Raw genomic sequence first — 18,765 nt, forward strand, 5'->3', positions numbered from 1 at the left:
GCAATCGAAACGGCTCCTGCCGCAATAGTTCTGATGATGAAACGCATGTTACTCTCCTGTCTCCGTGATCATATATTCATCTTATCTACCGGCAGGAGGCGCATTGGTTCCCGATTAACCGAAATTCAGTCGCCAAAATCCATTACCCATATGGCGATAATCAACGAGCTGGCACCCAATGCCATCAAGCCGGAAATCAAGCGCATATTATTGGGTTTGACCGGCGTGGCGTGGTGCGAATTCAGACGGTCCTGAACCGCGCAGCCGTTACGCTGCGCTGCCCAGAAAATGAATATACCGATGACCATGAAGAGTGACGCAATGGCCTTGGGCACCCAGAGCGGTTCGAGCTTTCCAAAAAGGGCATTGAACCCCAGGCCGATCCCGACTGCCGCGAGCCCGGTGCGCATCCATCCGGCAAAGGTCCGTTCATTGGCCATGATCGTCCGGTCCTCGGCCCATTCGGTGCGGTCTTCGGCAAGGTCCGTTCTTTCGCTTGCCAATCTGTTGTTAGATGGAGTGCCGGCCATGATGGGTTCCCGATCGTGTGGATGAATGGTTTCTCGTCCAACTATAGCAAAAAGCCCCGATATCCGCCATGGAGGCATCTATCGGGGCTTATTATGTCAGACGGGATATCAGGTCAAATCGCCCGTGCAGTCCCTCTTGGACCGACGAAGAACCACAAAATCAGTCCGACAACCGGCAAGATAAGAATGATCAGGGTCCAGATGATTTTAGCGCCCGTCGACGATCCGCTTCCCCAGACGCTCAGCAGCGCCCAAATGTCCAAAGCCAAAATCAGAAGGCCAATAATTCCATATTCCATGATAAATTCCTTTCGTTATGCTTACAGCGTTGGGTGATCAGGACGTTGCGTCTTCGAGATGATCTATAAGCCGACCATCCGCTCTCAATTCGCCTTGATAATTGCGCAGCAACGTCTTTGCGGAAACCGACAGTTCATCGCGTTCGAGGGCTTTCTCGAATTTCATGCGAAGATATTCCTCGCCGGTTTCGACGGCTTCGATCGCGGCTTCGTCATTGTCCTGCAACGCAGCGCTCAGGCCCATGAATACGCGGTGGGCGGATGCCAGGATTGTGCCATCATTTTCCGCGGTCCCGCCCAGAGCCGTTATTTCATTGCGAACGGAAGCCGCCATCGCGCGGCGGGAAGCTGCGCGACGGGAGAAGAAATTCTTGAAAGTCGTCCGGTCCGCAATCTCTGCCGCTTTTTCGTAGCCATGCGCGGAATCGATCAGGGTTTCGAGAATGTCATTCAATATGTCCATGGAAGTGTTGTTTGTCATTTTACCCTCGTTGTTCGTTGAATATGGTCAAACAACATCGGAATCGCCGCTCGGTTCCAAACTAAATTTTCCCCGGCAGCTGGAACTTTTGTTATGCTAGGACGTATGCGGTTATTGCTGACTGGAGAAACATGATCTTATATCGCGGACTTCTGACGATCGTCTTTTCGGCCACGGCCTTTTGGGGATCGGTCACCGCGCTTCCCGTCGTCAGCGAGGCAAATGCCCAGGTCCAGTTGCCGGAGCCGGTCGACGAAGCGGCGCCCGTCATCGATCCCGCGGCGAACGGAAGCGACGATCTAGCCATTGCCAACCGGTTAAACGGCATTTTCCAGGAGATAAAGGGCCTCGAAGGCGTAGAGGTCGCGGTTGATGCGGGTGTCGTGAGCCTGTCGGGGGCGATTTCCGACAGTGCATCAGCGGATCGTGCCAAAGCTATTGCAGAGCGGGTATCCGGCGTGGTCACGGTGGAAACGCAATTTGAACGCGATCTGTCGGTGGGCAAAAATGTTGAGCCGGTCGTCGATAAATTCGGCACGAGTCTGCAGAATTTCCTTTCGGCGCTGCCGCTGATCGGGATTGCCTTTCTTGTCGCGATATCGGTCGGCCTGTTGGGCCATTTCATCGCCTCGCGCATGGGCTTCTGGGAACGGGTAACGCCCAATATTTTTCTCGCCGAACTGATCGCGGGATCCGTCCGCGTCATCTTCATACTGGTCGGGATATTTATCGGCCTGGATATTCTCAACGCGACCGCCTTGCTGGGTGCGGTACTGGGCGGTGCCGGTGTGATCGGTCTGGCGGTCGGCTTTGCCCTGCGCGATACGGTCGACAATTATATGTCGAGCATCATGCTGAGCATCCGCCAGCCGTTTCGGGCCAATGATCATGTGCTGATCGGCGTCCGGGAAGGCCGGGTTGTCCGGCTGACCTCGCGGGCAACGATTTTGATGACGCTCGACGGAAATCATCTGCGTATTCCCAACGCCACCGTGTTCAAGGCGGAAATACTGAATTACTCCCGCAATCCGCAACGCCGGTTCAGCTTTGAACTGGGCGTCGATGCCGATGACGATCCGGCAGCCGCGATCGAAACCGGCTTGCGAGCCATCAACGGACAGGATTTTGTCCTGAACGAACCCGAAGCGACCGCCGAGATCAAGGAAGTCGGCGATTCGAATATTCTGATCGCGTTCCACGGCTGGATCGACCAGCGTGATAGCGATTTCAACAAGGCGCGGGGGGCGGCGATACGGGTTACAAAAAATGCGCTGGAAGAGTCCGGCTTTGCTTTGCCGGAGCCTATATATCGCCTGCGTTTTGACAATGGACCGCCACTGTTGGCCGAAAAATCGGGCAAGGCCGAAACGCGCGATGTGGCTGTCGAGAAACCTGTCAAAGCAGCGATGGCAAAGGTGTTTGACGTATCTCCCGAGGACCATGTCGAAAAGCTGGTCGATTCCGAACGGTTCGGGCAGGGGCGGTCCGACCTGCTGGACGACAAACAGCCTGTGGAATGATAGCCAGCGGTGCTAACCTATGTTAAGGAAGCCTTTGATCAACTTGCCTAAATGACCTTTTTGACAATTGGTTGGGCCGCGACAATCAATGCTGCCAGGCTGCCACGAGAAAGTTTCATGTGCCCGCCAATCTGACCTCCCTCATTTACGTTAGTACCGCCAACGCCGCGCTAAGCCTGGACGATTTTCTGGCCATTCTGACGGTTTCGCAACGCAATAATCAGCGGCTAGGAATCACGGGACTGTTGGTGTTTAACGGAACTAATTTCATGCAATGTCTCGAAGGAGACAAAGCGGCGACCAACGATCTTCTCCATCACATCGAACGGGACGACCGGCATAACGGCCTCACCGTTGTCAGCCAAAGCCAGACGGTGAAACTGCAATTTGCTTCATGGCACATGGCCGGACGTTATCTGCCGGAGAAGCACGGGATGGGTCATGCCGATCTAAAGGAAGTCTTGTCCGCCGATTCGGTTTCCAATGCGACAAGAACGGTGTTCGAAAGCTTCCGTTCCCTTGGTGGCGGTCTACCGGGTATGTAGCGGTGACGAAAGGGCGCGGTGGTTATCCCGCGCCCATCATTATCTGCACCACTTCTGCTTCGATTCCCTCAATCAGAGCTTTTTCCCTGTGCGGACGCTTTTCTGGCTTTCTCCAGTTCCGCGGCTTCCTCGCCCTCGAGCGCCCTTGCGGCATCCTTTGCCTTGCTTTCGACGTCGCCATGTTCTGCGAATTCATGTTGGGCATCCTGGAATCGGCGCGACCCTTCCCGGCTTCCTTCGCCTTCCATTTTCAGGTTGGACTTTTCATCTGTTCTATCCGACATCACTAAAATCTCCGAGTTCGAGTTGTTCCCTCGGAGAAAAAACGGACAGATGTAAAGATCGTTCCCTGCTGTTGGACATTAGCGTTAAAAATTTATATGCAACCTTTACGAACATCAGGGGTTCTCTCAACAAGCAAACAAATACGAGGCATGGTTTGGCGAGCCCGAAAAACATCAGACTGATTCACCGGAAAGCGGTGACGGGTTAAAAAACCAAAGGACGTGCCGGTGAAAAGCAAGGACGATATGGAACAGAGACTGGGCCTCGGGCTTAAAAATATGTATTTAAGCGTATTGGAGGAACCACTCCCTGACGACATGTTGGCCCTATTGGACCAGCTGGACGATGATGACGATGAAGATACCGACGATAGTCGGTCCGACCTGAATGAGTAAGGATAAGGCCTTATCTTCAGGGCAGTTCAAGAAGGAACTGGCGGAGGCCATACCGCATTTGCGTGCCTTTGGACGGAGTCTGGCCGGCGACCGGGACGTGGCAGATGATCTCGTTCAGGACACTTTGCTGAAAGCCTGGGCTGCCCGGGACCGTTTCATTGCGGGCACTTCGATGCGGGCATGGACCTTTGTCATTTTGCGGAACACTTTTTTTTCCAGCATGCGCAGAAAGAAATTCACCGGAAATTACGACGAGCTGGCGGCAGAACGGATATTATCCGCTCCGGCATCGCAGCAGGATCCGTTGCATCTGGCAGATTTGCAGCGCGGGCTGATGGAATTGTCTGACGACCAGAGAGAAGCGATCATTCTGGTAGGTGCCGGTGGCTATTCTTATGAAGAAGCCGCTGAAATCGCCAATTGCGCCATTGGCACGATGAAGAGCCGCGTGTCCCGCGCGCGCAAGACGCTGGAAGAAATCCTGGATGAAGGACGTTTCACATCCGCGTCGGATGGCCATGAAAACCAGACCGCAACGGCGCTCGAGAATATCATTGGCGCGGTTGAGAAGATCGCGTCCTAGCGACTTCTCCCCGTTTACCTAACATTCCCTGTCCGATTACAATTTTAAAAAGAATATCACCATGGCCAGACCGATCACCGCGAGCGGGATCGACCACGCCAGCGTCTTGCGGTTCATCTTGCGCGAACTGGCCTGCCGCGCGTCGTCGGGATCGATCCGGGCCATGATGCTCCTTATGCGGGTTGCGCTTCAGTCGAAAAGAACAACGCCTGACTGATAGCCGCGCGGATCGCATTGGGCTGGAATGGCTTGGTGATAAGGAACGTCGGCTCGGGCCGCTCGCCGGTGAGCAGGCGTTCGGGGAAGGCGGTTATGAAAATAACCGGAACCGATATCTGTTCCAATATGTCTTTTACCGCGTCGATGCCGGAGCTGCCGTCGGCTAGCTGGATATCGGCCAGCACGAGGCTGGGCTTCGCTTTCTCCACGGCTTCCAGCGCACCTTGGTGGGTTGTCGCAGTTCCGCAGACGCGGTGACCCAGGCCTGAAACGATCTGCTGCAATTCCATCGAGATCAGCGCTTCGTCCTCGATGATCAGCACGTCTGACCGGATTTCCTTGTCGATGTCGGCAATCGCGTCTTCCAGCAATCCATTGATGGAATTTTCACCGACATCCGCAATTTTTGCAACTTCGCTGATCGAGAATCCTTCGAGCGAGGTCAGCAGCAGCACTTGCCGGCTGATTGGCGGGATGGCATTCAACCGGCTTTGCGCGGTATTGTCGTCCGGATCTTCCGTCAGACTTACGTGCGCGCTTTCCCAGATGCGGGAAAAAACCCGATAGAGTTGAACGCGCACATTGTCGTCGTTCGTCACAGAATCCGGATCGGCGACGATTGCCTCGAGCGTTGCTTTGACAAAGGTATCACCGCTTTTTTGACTGCCGGTCAATGCGCGCCCGTAGCGCCGCAGATAAGGCAAATGCGGTTTCAGAATTTCAGCTAGCGACATATATATGTATCTCCATGAACTCCTCTCTAACGTCCGATAATAAAAAGAGTTCCACAAAAAAGGTAGAATTATGACGTCGACCAATCAGACCGATTTCTGGTCTGGCCCGGAACCAAACGGGGCGGCATTCGTAGACTCTTCATTAAACAGAAATTGGAGAAAATGAAATGACGGGTAATTATTCAGAGGAAATGGGTGCGGTAAAATCGGATTTGCAGAGCCTGAAAGCAGATTTGGCGACATTGACGAAATCCGTCAAGGTTGATGCGCAGGCCAATGCATCAGAATTGCGGGCCAACGCGAAAACCAAGCTGAAGGCCGCCCGCGAAAACGCGATGGATGCCGGGACAAAGGGTCGCGAAAAAGCGCGCGTCACCTTCAAGGAAAACCCGATTGTGAGCATCGCGGCTACAGCGGGACTGGGGTTGATTATCGGAGCGTTGATGGCTCGTCGCTAGTTGTCCGCAATAGCAGGTATAAAAGGCGAGGGGCGTAAATTCCCTCGCCTTTTCTATGGCTTGGAATGACATATAATGTTGCGCGATCATCCTTGGTCGTGCCAAAGTCTGTCTTGGATTATGTTCGTCCCGGACGGAATGTTGTGTTAGCGGGGCCCCGGTTCGCTTCTTTGGTTCTTCACAACCATGCAACAAGATCGCGAGTTGAGCGTTGGTAAGTCGATCCCTTGCGGGGGGCATGGGTAAAAGGATCAGATATGAGTGCGGGTAACCGTGTCAGACGCGAGCTACATCCATCGATTGAAACCGAGCGGTTGGCTACTCTGAGCAGCTATCAAATCATGGATAGCGCGCCGGAGGAAGCCTTTGACCGTATCACACGGTTGGTCGCCGATATTTTTTCGGCGCCGATGGCATCCATCGCTTTTTTTGATGACAGTAGGGAATGGTTCAAATCTGTGGTCGGCTTGCCTCCGGTGCACATCGACCGACGTGTTTCTTTATGCACAGAGCTGATTGAAGGCCGCGAGCCGCTTGTCATCGAGGATATCGAGAAAGAGCAGCAATTTTCCGACAACCCGCTGGTCACCGGTGATACCTCCCTTCGCTTCTATGCCGGTGCGCCCCTGATTGCCCCCAGCGGGCTGGTTTTGGGAGCACTCAGTATCGGCGACACCGTCCCGCGATTCCGGATATCGAAGAACCAGCTCAACCAGCTCCGCAGCTTGGCCGATATTGTGATGAGTGAAATGGAGTTGCGACGAGAAATTATTCTGCGGGAACAAGCGCAAAAAAATGCCGCCATCGCCCGGTCCAATCTCGATCTCACTCTGGCGCTCAGCGACGTTGGCAGTTTCCGGATCGATCTTGAAACCGGGCTAATCGACTGGGGCGGCGCCTATATGAAAATCTGGGGAGAGGATGCCGGCGAAGCGATCACGGAAGTGGAAAGCGCACTGGCTCGCGTCCATCCAGACGATCAGGAAGCTGTGCGGCAAGCCATGGGCCTGGCGGTTGCTCCGGGTGAAAAATTCCAAACGCGTTTTCGTATCATATTGCCCTCCGGCGAGATTCGCTGGGTGGAAGGCTATGGTGATTATCTTGAAGCCAACGGGCGTCCGACGCTGACGGGTATCAACAAGGACATCACCCATTCCGTCGACCAGCAGGAGCAGTTACGGCTCCATACCCGCGAACTGCATCATCGTCTGCGCAACCTGTTCGCGACGTTGCAATCGATCATGTCGCTGACCAAGAATTCGGCCACATCGATCGACGACTATATCGAACGGATCAAAAGCCGGTTGAGCGCCCTCAACCGGGCTCAGCAAATCCTGCTCGACACCAATTTCGTGACCGGTTCCTTTGCCGCGCTGGTCAGGGATCTCTGTCAGACCTACCCGAGGGTGCGCTGGTCCGGTCCCGATTTCTCGCTATCGGAAAATGCGATGGTGTCGATTTCGCTGGTTCTTAACGAACTGGCCACCAATGCAGTCAAATATGGCGCCCTGACCAGCGGAAAGGGGCTGGTGAAGATCGACTGGGCCATTGAGGAAGAGAATGGCCAGGACATCGTCCATCTGACATGGACAGAACGGGGCGGGCCGACTGCAGCAACAGTGCCTTCTACTTTCGGATTTGGTTCCTCCCTTATCGACCACAGTATCACGCGCAACTTGCGCGGAGAGATTACGCGAGACTGGACCGCGGACGGTCTGCTTTGCACTGTCGTTTTCCCTGTGCCCGAAGATCAGGTTCGTTAGTGGCGCAAGAGGCCCTGCTGCGGCGGATATCCTTCTATGCCGATCTCGATATCAATGACCGGCATGTGATCACGCAGCTGGACGGGCGTGAGCAGCATTTCGCGAAAAATACCGAAATTGTCGATGCCGGCCAGGAAATGGACAGCGTGCTGATCGTCAAGGAAGGCTGGGCTATTCGCTACAAGTCGCTGGAGGATGGCAGGCGTCAGGTCCTGAACATACTCTTGCCGGGAGATATGTTCGATCTGCAGGTTCTGGTCGCTGCCGAGGCTGATCACTCGGTAAAGACCGTCACCGACCTGACCGCATTTTCGGTCAAACCGTCGGTATTTCGCCGCCTGCTTACCGATTCCGGGAAACTGACTCTCGCCTTCTGGTGGATGCAGGTTCAGGAAGAGTCTTTCCTGCGCGAGCAGATTGTTCGCAACGGCCAGCAGACAGCGCGCGAGAGAATCGGGCATTTCCTTCTCGAGTTGCACAGGCGTGTGCAAATCGCCGGCGAGGGCACAAGCGACGGGTTTCGCGTGCCGTTGACGCAAACCGTAATCGCCGACGCGCTTGGCCTGACCCCGATTCATACTAACCGGGTGCTCCGGCAGCTGGAACGCGACGGACTGCTCGAGCGCGCCAATGGCTGGATCCAGTTTACAGATGCAGCCCGCCTCGCCGATATCAGCCAGTTTGATCCAGCCTATTTCCATCTCGACGCCTTTCGGATGCGTCTCGGCCGCAATTAATTTTCCGGGGTGATGGAACTCTCGGCTGGGTCCGTGCGTTGAACCTATCGAACCAATGAAGGGAGTTCATGATGAAAAAATTAGCAATCGTGGCAGCAATGGCTGCAGGCCTTACACTCGCTGGCTGTGAAGCCAAAGTTACCGAAGAAGGCGAAATGCCTTCGGTGGACGTCGATGTTTCCGGTGATTCCGGCAAGCTTCCCGAGATCGACGTGGACACGGCCGACGTTGAAGTCGGTACGGAAGAGGTTACTGTGGACGTGCCCGATGTGGACGTGAAAATGCCTTCCGAACAATAATCTACGATATTCAATAAACGAAAATAGCCAGGCAATATGTCCTGGCTATTTTTTTGCCAGTCAGGGTTTGCCAACCGAAGCTCGGTGGCCGGTCGACTGCCGCAACAGACGGACGTTTGCATTGTCAGTTTGGAAAGGTGGCTGGGAAATCTATCCGTTCGGAAAACGGGGGGGATTACGAATCGGCAAATTTCCCAGCCGGCTTTTTGAGGAATGAAGGCAAACCCGGGTCAGGGATTGTCGCTCATTCAAAGCTTATAACCTGTCACGAAACTATTGGTTCCCTCCGGGTAGCAAAAATTTTTCGTCCATGTCGGATGGCTTTAAACAAGGGACCTTTTACCTCATCTGCGGGTAGCTTCTCGGCGGGTAAAAAGCTCTTTCACAGGATGCTCGCGATCGCGCGAGGTGGAACAGCGCAACCGATAGGCGGTTCGTGCGTCTATTCAGGAGAAAATAGGTGATGGAGATATTATGACTGACATTTTTACCCGTCTCAAACAGGATCACGACCGTCATAGGGAGATGCTCGACAGGGTGGCAGCAACCAGCGGCGACAGCAAGGAACGGCGCGAGGCTTTTGAAAAGCTGCGCATCGACGTTTCAGCCCATGCAAACGCCGAAGAACAGTCCCTATATGCCGAAATGCTGGGCAGGCCCGATTTGCAGGACAAGGGCCGCCATTCGGTCGCCGAGCATAAGGAAGCGGAGGATTATTTCGAGGACCTGGTCGATATGGATTTCGACAGTAGCGGCTGGCTGACGCGGTTCAAGACGCTGAAGGAACGGCTGGAACATCATATGGACGAGGAAGAGGACGAGATATTTGCCGCCGCCAAAAAGGATCTGAGTGCCGAGCGTGCGAAAGAGCTCGCTAAAATTTTCGACGATCGCAAGCCGGTGGAGAAAAAGGAAGTTGCTTGATCAACTGATCGGAACCGCGGCCGCTGACATGCTGTCGGACTGGACCAGCACAGGATGGGTACAGGTCTCGCTGATCGCTCTGTCCGCCCTGTGCATGTATGTGGCGGTGATCGTTCTTACCCGGCTGGCCGGCGTCCGCAGCTTTTCCAAAATGAGCGGTTTCGATTTTGCCGTCACGGTTGCGATCGGGTCGGTGCTCGGTTCGGTCATCCTCTCCAAAGATCCGCCGATTGCCAATGGCATCGCAGCACTCGTCATCCTGTTCGCACTCCAGATCGGGATGGCGGTGCTCAGAAGCCGGTTTCCCGGTTTGCAATTGCTGGCTGACAACAGGCCACGGCTGATCATGATCGGCGGTGAAATCCAGCATGATCAGCTGAAGAAAGCCAAGATGACCGAAAGCGACCTTTGGGGGAAATTGCGCGAGGCGAATGCCCTGAATTTTTCACAAGTGCTGGCGGTGATTGCCGAGACTACAGGTGATGTGTCGGTGCTGCACGCTGAGGACGGCGATCGGAATATCCAGCCCGAACTTTTAAAAGGCGTGATCGCTGGCGAGCGCTATCCTCTTGACCAGCCTCGCTAGCAACAGTCCCGAGTGCTCATGATCCACCAACATGTTCGTCGGTGGATCATGATGGAGCGGGCTGTTTAGGCGGGCGTGTCGCCAGATGGAAATCTAGCGCACCGTCACCGTTACGGCGCGGCGATTCAAGCCCCATGCCTGTTCATCCGAGCCCAGCGCGTCGGGGCGTTCCTTGCCAAAACTGACCACCGATATTCTCGACAATTCTACGCCCAGCGTTGACAGATAGTTTTTCGCGGCATTGGCCCGGCGTTCGCCAAGGGCCAGGTTATATTCGCGGGTGCCGCGCTCGTCGCAATGGCCTTCGATCCGGATACGGACACTCGGATTGGCAACAAGCCAGGCGGCCTGACTGCGCAATATCTGCTGATCTTCGCTATCGACATTGCTCCGGTCGGTTTCGAAGAATATTCTGTCCGCTGCGACATTGGCCAGAAAATCTTCCTGGCTGCCCTTGACCGGGCCGCTGGACGAATTGTTATAATCCATGCTGTCTCCGGGTGCGGGCGGCAGGGCTTCCGGCGCCTTCTTGCTGCATGCTGACAGAGACAAGGCCGCAATCAACAATGGTGTTGTTAATAGTTTGAGTGAAACTGATGAATTGGACATGGCACAACCTTTTGAATGTTACACCCGTTTCATAGGTCCTTTTCTCCAAAGTAATTACCACGGATTTCATATGCGCCCGCTCGTGAGCGGTCATATAAAATCCATTGTAACAACGCGATCCGAATTGCCGTAAAAGAGGTGCGTCCACTTCAGGGACAGGATGAACCAGGGTCCCCCACCCTGAGATGACGCGGGCACCCGTCGCCCCGACCACGCCCGCGTCATCCACTTTTCAATGTTATGATTCAATATCCAGCCGATAGCCCACACCGGGTTCGGTCAGCAGATATTCCGGCTGCGATGAATCAAACTCCAGCTTCTGGCGGATAAGCGCCATATAGCTGCGCAAATATTGGGTATCGACTGTGGGGTCATTCCATCCGGCGAGCAGAAGCTGGCGATGGGTCACAACCTGTCCGGCATGCCGCGCCAGCGTTTCCAACAGATCGAACTCCTTGGGTGAAAATTTGATTTCCTCCTCCATCAAGAAAACCTTCCTTTTCTGAAAGTCGATCGACAAGGGACCGGACTGGAACTGCTGGCTTTTAACCGCCTCATTCTTCCTCCGCCGGACAGCGGCCCTGATTCGCGCCAATAATTCTTCGATATTAAACGGCTTATTGATGAAATCATCCGCACCCTGATCCAGCGCGGTGACCTTTTCCGCTTCCTGATGCCGGGCCGACAGGATGAGAATCGACAAGGCGTTCATGCTCAGCAATTTGGAGATGATTTCCTTGCCATCGGCATCGGGCAAGCCGAGGTCGAGCAGGATGATATCAAACACGGTATCTTTCGCCTTTTTCAAGGCTTCTGCGGCTGAGCCGGCTGAATCGACGCTATAGCCCTGTGCAATTAGCACAGGTTGCAGCGAGCGGATGAGAGCGGTCTCGTCATCGACCAATAATATTTTCGCGTTCATTGACCGATACTTTCTGAGGGGGAGGGGGATACCGGGAGTTTCACCACTATTTTTGTCCCCTTGCCCATTTCCAGCGGGCTGTGCGCGGCAATATTGCCGCCGAAGGCTTGGGCAAATCCGGAAGCGATCGAAAGACCCAAGCCATGGCCTTCCTTGCGCACATTTTCTGCCGAGCGGTAAAAGCGGTCAAATATTCTGGTCAGCTCTGAAGCCGGGATTCCGCATCCCTGGTCGGATATGGCAATTTCCACCCGCCCGGCCTGTTTGTGACCGGTGATCAAAACCGGCGCGGGTTCGGGACTATATTGGACCGCATTTTCCAGAATATTGTAGAATAATTGTTCCAGCATAACCGGATTGGCGCGCACCGTGCACGAATCAAACGGCAGCGATATGATGATTTCCCGCCCGCTGTGATGTAGCTTGACGGCGTTGACGGCCGAGCCCAGCATTTCCAGCAAATCCAGACTTTCCAGCTGGTCGGGCGATATCCCGGCTTGCAGCCGGCCCAGATTTAGCAGGTTGGTCGTATAGCGGTTCAAGCGTTCGCATTGGTCCTGGATGATCGTCAGCATGTCCTTGCGGGAAGCTTCGGGCAGCTTTTCGCCATAAGACGCAAGACTGGACGCCGATGCGGAGATGGCCGCAAGCGGGGTCCGCATGTCATGTGAAATGGATGACAGCAGCGCGGTCTTGAACTCTTCCGACCGGCGCATCGCTTCTGCTTCCGCTTTCTGGTGCAGCAGAACAAACCGGTCGATTGCCATGCTCAGCAGGTTCAATACTGCGGCGAAATCGATCTTGCTCAGTCTTTTGGAGTTTTGCGCGTTCTCGGTACAGATCAGCATCCCTACCGGGCGTTGCGACGATGACAGCTGATAGGCGATTTTCCGGTCCTTGAGATTCTGCAATTCGTCGGGTTCGACGGCCTGCCGGGCTTCGACCAGCCAACGTTCTTTTCCGGCTACCGCTATCCATATATCGTCGCTCAGCGCATATATCTCGAATGCGCTGGCGGAATCGAATATCCCGGTCTGGACGATCGCCCTGTCGATATCTTCGAGATGGACGGCGGTTTGAAGCTGATTGCTGATATCGAGGAGCAGGTTGATCTTTTGCTGCGCAATCTCTGCCGCGCGGGCCCGGTCATTGATCCTTCCCGCCAGCGCACCCGACAAAAGGGCGCTTAAATTAAACGCCAGCAGCGGGATATATTCATCGGAGGTGGTGACACCAAAATCCAGCAGCGGTTCGCTGAAGAAGAAATTATAGAAGAAGGAAGCACCAATGCCGGCCAGCAAGCCGCCGCGGAGGCCGTTGACTGCGCCGATGATCGTCACGGCTGACACATAGATCAGCGCCGCACTGACCGGCCGGTCCGCATTCTGGGCGACATAGGTTGCCAGGGTTCCGACGATGAAAACCGCAATGCCGATGAAGAAAGACCAATAGCTACGCGAACTATCCGGGGATAGTCGGTCGACCATAGGCGGCATTTTATCAGGCATCGGTAATTCCATTGCGACGGCATAGCGGAGAATCCGGAAAGCTACATGCACGGATTTTCTATGCTGGCCGCTTCGGGGCTAGTCCGACTGGCCGGGCGGATTAATGCCCTGTGTCGATTGTCACCCGGCAGTCGTGCAGATTGTTGTGGCCAGCACAGCCGCTATGCGGCGCTGGGCGCCTAGTTCCAGGCGGATTGAAACCTGATTCTGTCGCCAACCAGATCGGCGACGGTGAACCCGTCGAGATGCCGCAGGAAGACTTCGACGCCATCGGCAAGAACATGACGGAGGCCGCAGACAGGGCTTACCACACAGGTGTTATTTGCCTTGTCGAAACATTCGACAAAGGTGCCGTAATCTTCGAACGTGCGGACGACCTTGCCGACATTTATGGCGTCGGCGGGCTGGCCAAGCAACAATCCGCCACTGCGTCCGCGGACGCTGTCGACAAAACCTTCCGCCACCAGTCGCTGGGACACCTTCATCAAATGGTTTTTCGAGATGCCATATTGCCCGGCGATTTCGGTGATCGAATGATGGCCGTCATTTGCGGCCAGATACATCAACGTGCGGAGCGCATAATCGGTGTGGACGGACAATCTCATAAAACATGCATATCATATATTGCTATTAATTGCCAAGCGGTATAAACAGTGCATATGAAATACACCTTATCCGAGTCGAGATCATGACCGAAGCCAGCTATGCCGAACGGGCCAGAGCGAAAAAGACCGCACAAGCCAATGCGCTTGGCATTGATGATGCGCTGATTTCCAATCTGGTCGAGACTTTTTACGGTTCTATTCGCAGCGATGAGCTACTCGGTCCGATCTTTATGGCCCATGTTGCCGACTGGACGCCGCATCTCGCGCGAATGAAAGATTTCTGGGCTTCCGTAACACTGGAATCTGGTCGTTTCCGTGGCAATCCCATGCTCAAGCATATCGCCGTCGGCGGCCTCGATAATATGCATTTCGACCGCTGGCTGGTGCTCTGGAACCAGACTCTCGACGATATTGCACCCAATGAAGCCGCCGCGCAGGTCTTCCGCCAGGCTGCCGAACGGATCGCCGAGAGCCTGCTCACCGGTATCAAGGTCCAGCGCGGCGGTCTGGACTCAATTTCCAACCGAAAGGAGAAGTGATCATGTTGATGGATTTCCAGATGGAAGGTGGACAGGCAATTACCGCCGAGATCATGACAGAGATGGAAAATATTCCGGAGGGCTATAACTCGCCATCACACGAGATCCGCACCTTTGAACTGCCCAGTTCGGTCTGGATCACGATGTTCACTTCTTATGCCGTTTTTTTCGGCGCGCTCTTCATCGCCACCGGTCACGGGACGGCAGCCATATTCGCGCTGGTGGTCAGCATGGCCTATGCCGTGATGTATTTTGGTACCGCCGCAGTCCTGAACAACGTCACCGCAGCCGAGCGCAAGGCCTTGCCGCCGGTTGACCCGATTGGCGGGATCGAAACACAGACCGGATGGATGAACAATCGGGCCGCAAATGCGCAAATTCTGACGGTACCGATCTTGCTGGCTTTGTTTGCCTGCGCCTTTGCCGTCATCCGGGCTCTCGTCTGATGGCCGGCGCGTCCAAAGCCATCGCCCCTTACGGTGCGTCGCCGATATTCGACGAGCTTAGCCTGCCGGATTCCCTGCGCAACAAGCATAGTACCAAAGACGGCACCTGGGGTTTATTGCGTGTGCTGGAAGGCGAGGTTGAACTTGTGTTCATCGATCCGCCATCACGGCAACTGGTAACGGTCGATAATCCCGCACCGATCCCTCCGCAATCGCCGCATTTCGTCAATCTTGTCGGTCCGATGAAAATGCAGGTGGAATTCTATTCTAAACATCCGCTGGGCGCGGATGATCCCGATGGCTGATTGCGGAGCAAATGGCGGCATTCACTGGGGTCTGCGGAACAAACCATTTGTTCGGCTTAGAGAAGAATCAATGGTTTTATCCACCTTTTGGCAAGATTGTCAGCGGTGTCCAATAGTCATCCGCCATCCTCGGCCAAAGTAGCACTTTCGGGCGAAGCCTGCGCGCCAAAAAGCGGCCTCAGATTGCTCTGCTGCGGCTTTGGAACGACTTGCTTGCCCGTCTTTAAGCGTAGCTGACTTTTAGGTTGGCTTTGCGCTGCCGGCGCATGGCACCGCCGATGGCGCCAAAGCCAAAGATCATGAAGGCCCATGTAGCTGGTTCGGGGACCGCACCGCTTACGGCGTTGATATCAAAACTGATATCACCGGAATTATCGAAATTATTTGAGTCCCAGTAAAACACTTCCAGCGACCCGGTCTGCCAGGCGGGGCCGGAATAATTTGCGCCAATCGTCTGGTAAACGCCATTGATTCTGCCGACCAGTGATCCGAAAGCGGCAGAATGGCCGAATTGCGAATGGAGACCAAAATTCGTGCCAATCTGCGTTCCGACAGCCTGTCCTGAATCATCGGACGCGGTCGCGAATCTGTCTGCAACCAGGCCATTGGCATCAGAGAAGCGAGGAAGTGGTCCGGCGCTCCAAAGATCATCGGTGCTGGAGCTTACCGTGAAAACTTGTCCGGCGGCTAGCGAAATAGTGCCAAGCGCAGTCCCGCCCGAAGACGCATTATTCGTTGCATCTACTATGAAGATTGCGGCGTTCGCCGGGGTGGTTAGCAATATGGCGGCAGTCGCCATCAGAAGTTTTTTCATATGTGTCCTCAATATGCCGCCGGTTTTTTTGATCAGCGGGCCTGATTCGGCCCTGAAATTTTCCGAACTGTTCCAACCAGTTAACAGATTATTAAATTGTACGCAATTCTTCTAATTCATTTTCAGTCCCTGTGCCAATTTAACGCAAATATGGCAGACACTCTCCTTGCATCAATTCTGTCGCTGGCTCGGCACAATCCATTTTTGGGTACATGTTTGAAATCGAAAGTCGGTTGTTTGGCCGACAGTGATCCCTAATTTGCCGGTGCGACACTCATGACTATTATAATTTCGGGCATAAAGAGATATCTTCTGAGGCGAGGCGTCGGCGGAAAAGGTCCTCGACCAGCCTCTGGACGAAGGAGGCGTTCAAGACGTTGTTGCAATGGCGGAGGTATAGCGCGCACTTTTTTAGCACGCCCGCGCCAATCCATGCGAGCAGACCGCAGTTGGCGATCGGTTTTACCATATGCGACGCGCGATAGAATCTTTGGTTAATTACCTTTTAGAAAGTTCTGATCTTTGCTATGGAATGCACAAGGTACAGTTTAATTTTGGGCGAATCCAAGGGGAATAATCATCGCCGTCAAGCTTGATATATGGTTAGCGACATTTGCAGTTGGTATGTTGATCGCATCGGGATCCTCTTACAGAGAGCGTGCGCTTTTGCCATTTGAAGGCGAGGGTGACACTGGATTTTTGGGACGGGAAGTGGGCGAATCTGGTCTTACTGATCTCGTGTCGCTAGATGAGAGAAATTTATCGCGGTTCATTCCGGGACTCATTCGCAGAGGGAACGGAGCAGTCGGCTCTTTTCGTCGGAATATTGCACCGAGTGGTTCTGGAGGACCATTGACGTCTTCTTCCAGCGGCGACTCGATAGCTGTACCGGCTTCGGGCAATCAAGGCCCTTCAGGCAGCGGTGCCTTTGATAGTGGTGTTTCGAATGGCGGAAGCTCTGGTAACGCGGGAGCTATACCAACCGGTAATATTGGTGGCGGCGGTCCAGGTTTTGGAAATCTTGGTGGATCACCGATCACTACCGTTGGTTTGCTGGATCCAAATGACACAACGCCAACTGTACCTGAAACTCCTGGCGTAGTCGTGCCACCCGTTAGCTCGCCTGTGCCCGAGCCGAGCGTATGGATGTTGTTCCTTCTAGGCCTATTCGCTAGCGGCGCGGCTCTTCGTCGTCAGAAGCGTCAACCGGTCGCCGTCCACCAGTAAAGGACTGCTTCTGCTGATAGCGTCAAGTCCGATTACAGATTGCTTTAGAGCTTGAGGGCCCAGAACGACTTCCAGGCCTTCTATTTCCCGATTTCCGACTGTCAACTTGTCTATCCTCATCCGTGATAGCCGCACCTGACCGTTCAGGGTTTCCATATTGCTATAAGTACCCGTGGGCGAGGACAAGCCGATCCTGGTGGCATCGTTCTGCGTGATCACGGTCCGTGTCGCGCCTGTGTCAATAGCCATGTCAACGGGCTGGCCATTTACCAAAGCAGTAACATGAAAAAGACCGTCTTGTGCACGTTCGATTGAAATTCCGGACGGACTGAGGTTGAATGTGCCACGGGCTATGTTTTTACTGCTTGCCAGATAAGCGGTATCAGATACGCGAGCGTTATCAGTGTCCAAGGCGTCGCCAATTTGTATTGCTCCGAAGAGCAAGACAATTGAAGCAGTCATAATGTTACCACAGTCGAGCATGCCTAGCTTTATGGAAGCAAGGCATAAAAAATCGATTAGAGCATTTGGTTAGTGATTATGGTTACCAAGTTCTTTCTCTAGTCGCTTTTCCCTCCGTTTCAGCAACCAGCTGAAAATAAGACTTATAGAACCAAGTAAGAGCATGTCGTAAAATAAAACCCGCGTGGTCCAGCTGCTACTCGATCCATTTGCAAAAATGACGCTGGCATCCTTTGCTACAGGAAATTTCACGCCATTATACATGGCGGAAACTTCGTCAGGCAACGTCCCGTGACGCAGAATACCTTGCGCGCGCAGCGTTGAATTTGATTTGGCAAGTTTTGCGGGAACTTCCAGAAACACACTTGCTCTGCCAACTTTGTCCTGATCTATTTCCATAGCAATCGGCATGAAATAATATGTGCGTTGCCAAAACAGGAAGCCTTGCTGATAGCGTGCTGTTTGCCCGATCGCGGTAACGCCGCTCAATTCGACAGGACCTTCTGGTCCACGAGATGCCTGAGCAGCGTTAATCTCTCGCGTTTTCATTTCGTCCGAAGGGAGCAAAAGCAAGTATATCAACGTAATGAATGCTGAAAAAAGTATCGCCAATCCAAGCCAGCCCGTGATTTTCTTGGCAATGGTCGTCAAGAGCAGATTATTACGAATGTCTTCCGCTTCCTCAACGTCAAGCTCATCATCCTTTTTTCGCGTGCGGTTCATCAAGGCTCGACCGATTCGCCAGATGACGGCGAGCAGCGCAACAAAAAGCAGAATGGATGCTAAGTTGAAATATATCCCGAAATTAGCGAATTGCCATTCGCCCAGGCGACTGATCAAGCCAGTGTAATACCAGCTGCCGAGAGCAGCGAGAATGAGCACTATCAAGCCAAGAGCCAAGGCGAAATAAGGTATGGAAAGCTTATTTCCATCCGATGTATTTTTAATGTTCAACGCTGCCCCCACACCA

At 53.9% G+C, this 18,765-nt stretch carries 26 protein-coding genes; 13 read left to right on the plus strand and 13 right to left on the minus strand.

Features of this window, described 5'->3' with window-relative positions:
• Positions 1-125: 125 nt before the first annotated feature.
• The 3 genes from AACZ86_RS13370 to AACZ86_RS13380 all read right to left on the minus strand — a co-directional run bounded on the left by AACZ86_RS13370 (position 126) and on the right by AACZ86_RS13380 (position 1,310).
• The gene (locus tag AACZ86_RS13370; RefSeq protein ID WP_339693335.1) at positions 126-530 is read right to left on the minus strand and encodes a DUF202 domain-containing protein; all 405 of its coding nucleotides are present in this window, start codon (positions 528-530) and stop codon (positions 126-128) included.
• A gap of 113 nt (positions 531-643) precedes the next feature.
• Positions 644-829 carry a PLDc N-terminal domain-containing protein gene (locus AACZ86_RS13375; RefSeq protein WP_339693337.1) on the minus strand — a complete coding sequence of 62 codons (186 nt, stop codon included), beginning with the start codon at positions 827-829 and terminating at the stop codon, positions 644-646.
• Positions 830-866: 37 nt separating this feature from the next.
• On the minus strand, positions 867-1,310 hold the full coding sequence (locus AACZ86_RS13380; protein ID WP_339693339.1) for a PA2169 family four-helix-bundle protein: 444 nt from the start codon (positions 1,308-1,310) through the stop codon (positions 867-869).
• Between the two features lie 131 nt (positions 1,311-1,441).
• On the opposite strand from AACZ86_RS13380, the gene AACZ86_RS13385 reads away from it, so the two are divergent.
• Positions 1,442-2,830 (plus strand): mechanosensitive ion channel domain-containing protein, encoded by a 1,389-nt coding sequence (locus AACZ86_RS13385; RefSeq protein ID WP_339693341.1) that lies wholly within the window; start codon positions 1,442-1,444, stop codon positions 2,828-2,830.
• A 71-nt stretch (positions 2,831-2,901) separates the two neighbouring features.
• Positions 2,902-3,375: a BLUF domain-containing protein gene (locus tag AACZ86_RS13390; RefSeq protein WP_339693343.1), complete on the plus strand. Its 474-nt coding sequence runs from the start codon at positions 2,902-2,904 to the stop codon at positions 3,373-3,375.
• 68 nt (positions 3,376-3,443) lie between these two features.
• On the opposite strand, the gene AACZ86_RS13395 is transcribed toward AACZ86_RS13390, so the two are convergent.
• Positions 3,444-3,659, minus strand: coding sequence for a hypothetical protein (locus tag AACZ86_RS13395; protein WP_339693344.1), 216 nt, complete (start codon positions 3,657-3,659; stop codon positions 3,444-3,446).
• A 279-nt stretch (positions 3,660-3,938) separates the two neighbouring features.
• Between AACZ86_RS13395 and AACZ86_RS13400 the strand changes: the two genes are divergently transcribed.
• Together AACZ86_RS13400 and AACZ86_RS13405 are read left to right on the plus strand one after the other, a co-directional pair.
• Positions 3,939-4,055: a NepR family anti-sigma factor gene (locus AACZ86_RS13400; RefSeq protein ID WP_339693417.1), complete on the plus strand. Its 117-nt coding sequence runs from the start codon at positions 3,939-3,941 to the stop codon at positions 4,053-4,055.
• Positions 4,048-4,638 carry a sigma-70 family RNA polymerase sigma factor gene (locus tag AACZ86_RS13405; protein WP_339693346.1) on the plus strand — a complete coding sequence of 197 codons (591 nt, stop codon included), beginning with the start codon at positions 4,048-4,050 and terminating at the stop codon, positions 4,636-4,638. Before AACZ86_RS13400 ends, AACZ86_RS13405 begins: the two co-directional genes overlap by 8 nt.
• A 36-nt stretch (positions 4,639-4,674) precedes the next feature.
• On the opposite strand, the gene AACZ86_RS13410 is transcribed toward AACZ86_RS13405, so the two are convergent.
• Together AACZ86_RS13410 and AACZ86_RS13415 are read right to left on the minus strand one after the other, a co-directional pair.
• Positions 4,675-4,803 carry a hypothetical protein gene (locus AACZ86_RS13410; protein ID WP_339693348.1) on the minus strand — a complete coding sequence of 43 codons (129 nt, stop codon included), beginning with the start codon at positions 4,801-4,803 and terminating at the stop codon, positions 4,675-4,677.
• Between the two features lie 8 nt (positions 4,804-4,811).
• Positions 4,812-5,591, minus strand: coding sequence for a response regulator (locus tag AACZ86_RS13415; RefSeq protein ID WP_339693350.1), 780 nt, complete (start codon positions 5,589-5,591; stop codon positions 4,812-4,814).
• Positions 5,592-5,758: 167 nt separating this feature from the next.
• Between AACZ86_RS13415 and AACZ86_RS13420 the strand changes: the two genes are divergently transcribed.
• The 6 genes from AACZ86_RS13420 to AACZ86_RS13445 all read left to right on the plus strand — a co-directional run bounded on the left by AACZ86_RS13420 (position 5,759) and on the right by AACZ86_RS13445 (position 10,358).
• Entirely contained in the window at positions 5,759-6,049 is a 291-nt protein-coding gene (locus tag AACZ86_RS13420) for a DUF883 family protein (RefSeq protein ID WP_339693352.1), read from the plus strand.
• Between the two features lie 257 nt (positions 6,050-6,306).
• On the plus strand, positions 6,307-7,812 hold the full coding sequence (locus tag AACZ86_RS13425; protein WP_339693354.1) for an HWE histidine kinase domain-containing protein: 1,506 nt from the start codon (positions 6,307-6,309) through the stop codon (positions 7,810-7,812).
• Positions 7,812-8,549, plus strand: coding sequence for a Crp/Fnr family transcriptional regulator (locus tag AACZ86_RS13430; RefSeq protein ID WP_339693356.1), 738 nt, complete (start codon positions 7,812-7,814; stop codon positions 8,547-8,549). The genes AACZ86_RS13425 and AACZ86_RS13430 overlap by 1 nt, the downstream gene beginning before the upstream one ends.
• A gap of 71 nt (positions 8,550-8,620) precedes the next feature.
• Positions 8,621-8,848: a hypothetical protein gene (locus AACZ86_RS13435; protein ID WP_339693358.1), complete on the plus strand. Its 228-nt coding sequence runs from the start codon at positions 8,621-8,623 to the stop codon at positions 8,846-8,848.
• 474 nt (positions 8,849-9,322) lie between these two features.
• Positions 9,323-9,772, plus strand: a complete 450-nt coding sequence (locus AACZ86_RS13440) for a hemerythrin domain-containing protein (protein ID WP_339693359.1) — start codon at positions 9,323-9,325, stop codon at positions 9,770-9,772.
• Positions 9,765-10,358 carry a YetF domain-containing protein gene (locus AACZ86_RS13445; protein WP_339693360.1) on the plus strand — a complete coding sequence of 198 codons (594 nt, stop codon included), beginning with the start codon at positions 9,765-9,767 and terminating at the stop codon, positions 10,356-10,358. Before AACZ86_RS13440 ends, AACZ86_RS13445 begins: the two co-directional genes overlap by 8 nt.
• A gap of 93 nt (positions 10,359-10,451) precedes the next feature.
• Here the strand turns inward: AACZ86_RS13445 and pal are convergent, their stop codons facing one another.
• The 4 genes from pal to AACZ86_RS13465 form a co-directional block, all read right to left on the minus strand.
• Positions 10,452-10,967: a peptidoglycan-associated lipoprotein Pal gene (gene pal / locus AACZ86_RS13450; protein WP_339693362.1), complete on the minus strand. Its 516-nt coding sequence runs from the start codon at positions 10,965-10,967 to the stop codon at positions 10,452-10,454.
• Between the two features lie 238 nt (positions 10,968-11,205).
• On the minus strand, positions 11,206-11,889 hold the full coding sequence (locus AACZ86_RS13455; protein ID WP_339693364.1) for a response regulator transcription factor: 684 nt from the start codon (positions 11,887-11,889) through the stop codon (positions 11,206-11,208).
• A complete protein-coding gene (locus AACZ86_RS13460; RefSeq protein ID WP_339693366.1) occupies positions 11,886-13,397 on the minus strand; it encodes an ATP-binding protein in 1,512 nt (503 codons plus the stop codon). Before AACZ86_RS13460 ends, AACZ86_RS13455 begins: the two co-directional genes overlap by 4 nt.
• 179 nt (positions 13,398-13,576) lie before the next feature.
• Positions 13,577-14,002, minus strand: a complete 426-nt coding sequence (locus tag AACZ86_RS13465; protein WP_339693368.1) for an Rrf2 family transcriptional regulator — start codon at positions 14,000-14,002, stop codon at positions 13,577-13,579.
• 83 nt (positions 14,003-14,085) lie between these two features.
• On the opposite strand from AACZ86_RS13465, the gene AACZ86_RS13470 reads away from it, so the two are divergent.
• Genes AACZ86_RS13470 through AACZ86_RS13480 form a run of 3 tightly spaced genes read left to right on the plus strand, consistent with a single transcriptional unit; the run spans position 14,086 to position 15,292 of the window.
• Positions 14,086-14,541 (plus strand): group III truncated hemoglobin, encoded by a 456-nt coding sequence (locus AACZ86_RS13470; RefSeq protein ID WP_339693370.1) that lies wholly within the window; start codon positions 14,086-14,088, stop codon positions 14,539-14,541.
• Between the two features lie 2 nt (positions 14,542-14,543).
• Entirely contained in the window at positions 14,544-14,987 is a 444-nt protein-coding gene (locus AACZ86_RS13475) for a hypothetical protein (protein ID WP_339693372.1), read from the plus strand.
• Positions 14,987-15,292, plus strand: coding sequence for a DUF1971 domain-containing protein (locus AACZ86_RS13480; RefSeq protein ID WP_339693374.1), 306 nt, complete (start codon positions 14,987-14,989; stop codon positions 15,290-15,292). The genes AACZ86_RS13475 and AACZ86_RS13480 overlap by 1 nt, the downstream gene beginning before the upstream one ends.
• Positions 15,293-15,515: 223 nt before the next feature.
• On the opposite strand, the gene AACZ86_RS13485 is transcribed toward AACZ86_RS13480, so the two are convergent.
• The 3 genes from AACZ86_RS13485 to AACZ86_RS13495 all read right to left on the minus strand — a co-directional run bounded on the left by AACZ86_RS13485 (position 15,516) and on the right by AACZ86_RS13495 (position 18,749).
• Complete coding sequence (locus AACZ86_RS13485; protein WP_339693376.1) at positions 15,516-16,106, minus strand: PEPxxWA-CTERM sorting domain-containing protein; 591 nt, start codon at positions 16,104-16,106, stop codon at positions 15,516-15,518.
• A 1,164-nt stretch (positions 16,107-17,270) separates the two neighbouring features.
• The gene (locus tag AACZ86_RS13490; protein WP_339693378.1) at positions 17,271-17,795 is read right to left on the minus strand and encodes a TIGR02281 family clan AA aspartic protease; all 525 of its coding nucleotides are present in this window, start codon (positions 17,793-17,795) and stop codon (positions 17,271-17,273) included.
• Between the two features lie 69 nt (positions 17,796-17,864).
• Positions 17,865-18,749: an NADH-quinone oxidoreductase subunit J gene (locus AACZ86_RS13495; RefSeq protein ID WP_339693379.1), complete on the minus strand. Its 885-nt coding sequence runs from the start codon at positions 18,747-18,749 to the stop codon at positions 17,865-17,867.
• Positions 18,750-18,765: the final 16 nt, after the last annotated feature.

It is taken from the genome of uncultured Parasphingorhabdus sp. (assembly GCF_963975735.1).
Classification (GTDB): Bacteria; Pseudomonadota; Alphaproteobacteria; order Sphingomonadales; family Sphingomonadaceae; genus Parasphingorhabdus.

Bases quoted from the DNA above. Each gene is read 5' to 3' on its own strand.
- AACZ86_RS13370 (WP_339693335.1), bottom strand. From the start codon at position 530: ATGGCCGGCACTCCATCTAACAACAGATTGGCAAGCGAAAGAACGGAC.
- AACZ86_RS13375 (WP_339693337.1), bottom strand. From the start codon at position 829: ATGGAATATGGAATTATTGGCCTTCTGATTTTGGCTTTGGACATTTGG.
- AACZ86_RS13380 (WP_339693339.1), bottom strand. From the start codon at position 1,310: ATGACAAACAACACTTCCATGGACATATTGAATGACATTCTCGAAACC.
- AACZ86_RS13385 (WP_339693341.1), top strand. From the start codon at position 1,442: ATGATCTTATATCGCGGACTTCTGACGATCGTCTTTTCGGCCACGGCC.
- AACZ86_RS13395 (WP_339693344.1), bottom strand. From the start codon at position 3,659: ATGTCGGATAGAACAGATGAAAAGTCCAACCTGAAAATGGAAGGCGAA.
- AACZ86_RS13400 (WP_339693417.1), top strand. From the start codon at position 3,939: ATGTATTTAAGCGTATTGGAGGAACCACTCCCTGACGACATGTTGGCC.
- AACZ86_RS13405 (WP_339693346.1), top strand. From the start codon at position 4,048: ATGAGTAAGGATAAGGCCTTATCTTCAGGGCAGTTCAAGAAGGAACTG.
- AACZ86_RS13410 (WP_339693348.1), bottom strand. From the start codon at position 4,803: ATGGCCCGGATCGATCCCGACGACGCGCGGCAGGCCAGTTCGCGCAAG.
- AACZ86_RS13415 (WP_339693350.1), bottom strand. From the start codon at position 5,591: ATGTCGCTAGCTGAAATTCTGAAACCGCATTTGCCTTATCTGCGGCGC.
- AACZ86_RS13420 (WP_339693352.1), top strand. From the start codon at position 5,759: ATGACGGGTAATTATTCAGAGGAAATGGGTGCGGTAAAATCGGATTTG.
- AACZ86_RS13425 (WP_339693354.1), top strand. From the start codon at position 6,307: ATGAGTGCGGGTAACCGTGTCAGACGCGAGCTACATCCATCGATTGAA.
- AACZ86_RS13435 (WP_339693358.1), top strand. From the start codon at position 8,621: ATGAAAAAATTAGCAATCGTGGCAGCAATGGCTGCAGGCCTTACACTC.
- AACZ86_RS13440 (WP_339693359.1), top strand. From the start codon at position 9,323: ATGACTGACATTTTTACCCGTCTCAAACAGGATCACGACCGTCATAGG.
- pal (WP_339693362.1), bottom strand. From the start codon at position 10,967: ATGTCCAATTCATCAGTTTCACTCAAACTATTAACAACACCATTGTTG.
- AACZ86_RS13455 (WP_339693364.1), bottom strand. From the start codon at position 11,889: ATGAACGCGAAAATATTATTGGTCGATGACGAGACCGCTCTCATCCGC.
- AACZ86_RS13460 (WP_339693366.1), bottom strand. From the start codon at position 13,397: ATGCCTGATAAAATGCCGCCTATGGTCGACCGACTATCCCCGGATAGT.
- AACZ86_RS13465 (WP_339693368.1), bottom strand. From the start codon at position 14,002: ATGAGATTGTCCGTCCACACCGATTATGCGCTCCGCACGTTGATGTAT.
- AACZ86_RS13470 (WP_339693370.1), top strand. From the start codon at position 14,086: ATGACCGAAGCCAGCTATGCCGAACGGGCCAGAGCGAAAAAGACCGCA.
- AACZ86_RS13475 (WP_339693372.1), top strand. From the start codon at position 14,544: ATGTTGATGGATTTCCAGATGGAAGGTGGACAGGCAATTACCGCCGAG.
- AACZ86_RS13480 (WP_339693374.1), top strand. From the start codon at position 14,987: ATGGCCGGCGCGTCCAAAGCCATCGCCCCTTACGGTGCGTCGCCGATA.
- AACZ86_RS13485 (WP_339693376.1), bottom strand. From the start codon at position 16,106: ATGAAAAAACTTCTGATGGCGACTGCCGCCATATTGCTAACCACCCCG.
- AACZ86_RS13490 (WP_339693378.1), bottom strand. From the start codon at position 17,795: ATGACTGCTTCAATTGTCTTGCTCTTCGGAGCAATACAAATTGGCGAC.